This window comes from Phytoactinopolyspora endophytica, from assembly GCF_004138495.1.
GTDB lineage: Bacteria > Actinomycetota > Actinomycetes > Jiangellales > Jiangellaceae > Phytoactinopolyspora > Phytoactinopolyspora endophytica.
The window spans coordinates 189,471-194,237 of the sequence record NZ_ML142860.1 but is presented as its reverse complement, the minus strand read 5'-3'; the positions used below and the strand labels follow the sequence as shown (position 1 = coordinate 194,237).

Annotated in this window: 5 protein-coding genes; 4 read left to right on the top strand and 1 reads right to left on the bottom strand. The window is 69.3% G+C overall.

Annotated elements, in window-relative coordinates:
- From ELR45_RS41360 to ELR45_RS22095, 4 genes are all read left to right on the top strand, one after another.
- The coding region (locus ELR45_RS41360; RefSeq protein ID WP_276320720.1) for a DNA gyrase C-terminal beta-propeller domain-containing protein at nucleotides 1-623 on the top strand (623 nt) is incomplete at its 5' end.
- A 69-nt stretch (nucleotides 624-692) separates the two neighbouring features.
- Nucleotides 693-1,484: an LppX_LprAFG lipoprotein gene (locus ELR45_RS22105; protein WP_129668260.1), complete on the top strand. Its 792-nt coding sequence runs from the start codon at nucleotides 693-695 to the stop codon at nucleotides 1,482-1,484.
- 120 nt (nucleotides 1,485-1,604) lie between these two features.
- A complete protein-coding gene (locus tag ELR45_RS22100) occupies nucleotides 1,605-3,374 on the top strand; it encodes an MFS transporter (RefSeq protein WP_129668311.1) in 1,770 nt (589 codons plus the stop codon).
- A gap of 103 nt (nucleotides 3,375-3,477) precedes the next feature.
- Nucleotides 3,478-4,008: a beta-class carbonic anhydrase gene (locus ELR45_RS22095; protein ID WP_129668259.1), complete on the top strand. Its 531-nt coding sequence runs from the start codon at nucleotides 3,478-3,480 to the stop codon at nucleotides 4,006-4,008.
- 56 nt (nucleotides 4,009-4,064) lie between these two features.
- Here the strand turns inward: ELR45_RS22095 and ELR45_RS38705 are convergent.
- The coding region (locus ELR45_RS38705) for a sodium:calcium antiporter (protein ID WP_205857036.1) at nucleotides 4,065-4,767 on the bottom strand (703 nt) is incomplete at its 5' end.

The following is a 4,767-nucleotide window of genomic DNA, read 5'->3' as shown; positions in this document are numbered from 1 at the left end:
GGCAGGGCGTGGTCAAACGGGTTGTTCCGGACTATCCGTCCAACAAGGATTCGTGGGACGTCATCCGGCTCGAGGACGACGATCAGGTCGTCGGGGCGGTGCAGCTGCGCACCGGTGAGGAGGATCTGGTCTTCGTCACCTCCGACGCCCAGCTCCTGCATTTCTCGGCCGGCGTCGTGCGTCCTCAGGGACGGTCCGGGGGCGGCGTCACCGGAGTCAAGCTCGGCTCCGGGGCGCACATCACGTTCTTCGGTGCGGTGCCACCGGGCCGTGACGCCACCGTGGTGACCGTGGCGGGTTCGTCGTCGGCGTTGCCTGGCACACAGGCCGGTACTGTCAAGGTGACCCCGTACTCCGAGTACCCGGCGAAAGGCCGGGCCACCGGGGGCGTCCGCTGCCACCGGTTCTTGAAGGGCGAGGACACGTTGCTACTCGCCTGGGTCGGGCCGGCACCGGCACGTGCATCCGCCGCCAGCGGCGTTCCGATCGAGCTGCCGGACGACGTCGGCCGCCGGGACGGCTCCGGCGCCCCCGCCCCGCAACCGATCGCCGCCGTCGGTCCGCATCTCGCTGAGAACGAGACCGCCGTGACGCAGCCTCTGCTCGTCGAGGATGAGAGTTAAGACACGCGTGTCCTAGTTCTCAGCGTGCTCACAGCGGTATCAGTGAAGCGTAGCCGGAAGGTGGGTAACGTGGGCTTACCCAGCACCGAGAGATCACCGGTCTCGATGACCATGCAGGAGGATACGATCGCCAGTCCAGCCTCTGGAGGCCATGTTCGGGCTCTCCGCCAGCTCCTGCCGGTGGCAGCCGTCGCGACGCTGTCCCTCGTGGCCTGCAGCGGTGACGACAGCGGCGAGAGCGGCGGCGCGGGCGACGATCCCCAAGCCGCCCTCGAGGCTGCCGGACAGCTTCTGACCGAGGCCGAAAGCGTCCGTTTCACGGTCGAAGGCCAGGACCTGCCGGACTCGGGCACCATCGTCGTAGGAGCGGAGGGCATCGCGGTCCCACCCGGGTCCTTCGAAGGCGGCGTGCGGGTCAAGTCCGGCGCCCTGTCCAGCACGGTGGACGTTGTCTCGATCGACGGCCAGCTCTGGGCGCAGCTCCCGATGACCGATGGTTACGAGGAGATGGACGCGGAGAGTCTCGACTTCGGTGACCCCGGCAAGCTCATCGACCCCGACGAGGGCGTCTCTCTCCTGCTGCGGTCGGGTGCCGAGGTCACCTCCGCCGACCAGGTACGCGTCGACGGCGAGGTGTACGACCAGATCGAGTCAGTCATCCCCGGCGAACTGGTCGACGCGATCCTGGCGATCTCCGACCCTGATGCCGACGTCCAGGCGACGTGGTCGCTCGATCCCGACACCGGGCAGCTGCGTCAGGCCGCGCTGACCGGTCCCTTCTACGAAGGCGGCGAGCAGACGTACGTCGTCAGCCTCGACGACTACGACGACCCCGCAGAGATCAGTGCACCGACTGGCTGAGCGGCGACCGCGGACACGGAATGTGCACGGTTCGCGACGGACGTCGGCAGGGAGCGACGAGTGAGCCGTGGGCCGGACGAGTCTCCGCCTGACGAGGCTGCCAGGGAGGTCGGGCGGTCAGTGAGCACACGTCAGCACCGAGCCGGTCGCAGCGTGCTGATCCTCTGTGCGATCGGTGTGCTCCTCGCCGCGGCGGATACCTACGTCATCGTCCTGGCTCTGCCGGACATGATGGTCGGCGTCGGTCTCGACGCCGACCAGCTACAGCGGGCGGCACCGCTGGTCTCCATGTTCCTGCTGGGCTACGTCGTCGTGCTGCCATTGGTCGGTCGCATCTCCGACGTGGTGGGCAGGTTTCCGGTCCTGCAAGGCGCGCTGCTGGTCTTCGGGGCCGGATCACTGCTGACCGCCGCGGCCGACGGCTTGGGCGACGCTGTCCTCGGGCGCTTCCTGCAGGGTGCCGGCGGCGGCGCCCTGGTGCCCGTGACGCTGGCGCTAGTCGCCGATCTCTGGCCTCCCGAGCGGCGGGGCATGCCACTCGGTCTGGTCGGCGCCGTGCAAGAGCTCGGCTCAGTCCTGGGCCCACTGTTCGGCGCCGCCGTACTGGCCGTGGCGGACTGGCGAGCCATCTTCTGGATCAACTTCGGCGTCGGTGCGGTGCTGGTGGCCGGGACACTTCTCCGCCGCCGCTCAGCCGCCGCTGATGGGGCTGCCACGACGTCGACCGGATGGCCCGACGTCGCCGGAGGGTTGCTCGCCGTGGGCGCGGTGATCGCCGGAGGCCTGGCCGTGGTCCGTCCGAGCTCTCTCGAGCAGAGCGTGGCCTGGGGCGAGCTCCTGGTTCCTGTCGTCGAGGAACAGGGCTGGACGAACCCGCTGGCCCTGGCTGGGATCGTCCTCTCTGCCGGTTTCATCGTCCGCGAGCTGACCGCGCGGCGCCCGCTGATCGACCTGCGCCGGACGCCGTCCGTTCTGAAGGCGTCCGACCTGCCCGGCGCGGTGTTCCTCGGCGCGTCGCTCGGAGGTATCGTCCTCGCATTCGCCGTCGCCGATCCCGCCGAGGAGTTCATCGCGCCTTCCGGGCCGTGGCTCCTGCTGGGGTCGACCCTCGCTCTTCTGGCATTCGCCTGGCGGCAGCGTAGGGCCCGGGATCCACTGGTACCGGTCGAATCGGTGCGCCCCCGGCCGGCCTGGGGCGCCCTGCTGGTCAGCTTGTTCGTGGGCGCCGCCCTGGTGGCCGTGGTGGTGGATGTGCCGGTCCTCGCCCGGACCGTGGTGAGCGGCGCCGACCAGCTCGATGCCGCGCTCGTCCTGTTGCGGTTCCTGGTCGCGCTGCCGCTCGGAGCGGTGCTGGGCGGCTGGGTCATCCGCCACGTGCCCCCGGCCGTCGTGGCCGCGGCCGGTATGACCGTCGCGACCGTCGGCTTGGCGATCATGTCCAGATGGGGCGTGGGCTCGCTCGACGGCATCGTCGACGATGCTGTCCTGGCGGCCGCGGGTCTCGGGTTCGGGCTGGCGATAGCCCCGGTGAATGCGGCGCTGCTCGCCGCCACTCCCCGGTCCACGCATGGCGTGGCGAGTGCCTTGCTCGTCGTCGCCCGGATGGTCGGCATGCTCGCCGGCCTGTCCGCTCTGACGGCCATCGGGCTCCGCCGCCTGTACAGCGCTCAGGCCGATATCGACTCGCCCGCGACCACCTGCCCGGAGACTCCGACCGATTGCCAGCCCTACGACGACGCGGTCAGGGAGGCGGTCGTCGCGCAGCTCCAGGCGACGTTCACCGGTGCCACGGTATGCGCGGCGCTGGCCGCTGTGGGCGCCGCGCTGTTCCTCCGGCCCCGACGATTCCGCCCGGTCGTGGAGGCCGCGACCACCTCGATGCCCTCTTAGAGGTCGTCCGCGGCGACGCCGACGCCGCCGCGTACCGCCGTTATATCGATACGCAACCGTCTCGTATCGTGCCCAGCCCCACCGCCGCACAACGGATCGTGCGATGCTGATCCGCGAGGAGGACACCGTGACCGACGATCTCACCGACTTCGCCGACGTACTGGCGGCCAATGACACATATGCCAAGAATTTCGAGCTGGCCGGGCTATTACCCCGCGCCGCACGTGGGTTGGCGATCGTGACCTGCATGGACTCTCGTATCGAACCCTTGGACATGCTCGGCCTGAGCCCCGGCGACGCGAAGATCATCCGGAACGCGGGCGCGCGCGTCACAGAGGATGTCCTGCGCACGCTCGCCCTGGCGACTCATCTTCTCGGGGTCGACAGGATCATGGTCGTCGCTCACACCAACTGCAAGATGGCCAGCGCCAGCCGAGAAGAAGTGATCGACATCGTCGAGGTGGCCTCCGGCATCGACGTGCGCAGCCTCGACTTCCAGCTCATCGCCGACCAGCACGAGACACTGGGCATCGACGTGCAGAAGATCCGTTCCTGGCCGTTCCTCCCGGCGGACGTCGCCATCGGCGGTTTCATCTACGACGTGGACACCGGGCGCGTCACACACGCGGTGTAGGAGCCCTCACGAACGCCGTGTAGAAAACGGCGAGCCACGGATCCACCCGCAGGGATCTACTCGCCGGCGGATTCGAACTCCTCCGCCGCCGCGCTTCTCTCCCGCCGCCCGCGTCGCAGTCCCAGCTCGTAGGCGACGAGGACGGTCAGCCAGAGCGCGGTGACCGGAACGACGAACCACAGCATCGCCGCGCTGAACGCCTCGACCGCCGCGTGGTCCGTCGCCTCCAAGAACAGGTACGTGACGTAGGCGCCGAACAGCGCGACCAGCAAGGCACCTTCCCATCTCGCCACCGCCTGGGCGGTGAAGGCCACCGGCACCAACACCAGCGCGGCCGCGATCATGATCGGGATGTCGAACCGGACGGCTGCCGATGCGACCTCGACGCCGTCCGGCGCCACGATGGCGGTCACGCCGAGAACCGAGCCGATGTTGAAGATGTTGCTTCCCACGATGTTGCCGACGGCGAGGTCACGCTCCCCTCGGATCACGGCGATCACACTGGTGGCCAGTTCCGGCAACGACGTCCCGAGTGCGACGACCGTCAGCCCGATGATCAGCTCGCTCACGCCGAGGGCGTCGGCCACGTCGGTGGCGCCGTTGACCAGGAGCTGAGCTCCGACGATCAGCAGCCCGACGCCGGCGGCCACCAGCAGGACGTCCTGCCGGACCGGCCTCGTGGCGGGCCCGGCCGCCACTGTTCTACGGGTCGCCTCGTCGGGCCGCTGTCTACGCGCGACCAGCACTGTCGCGGCCACA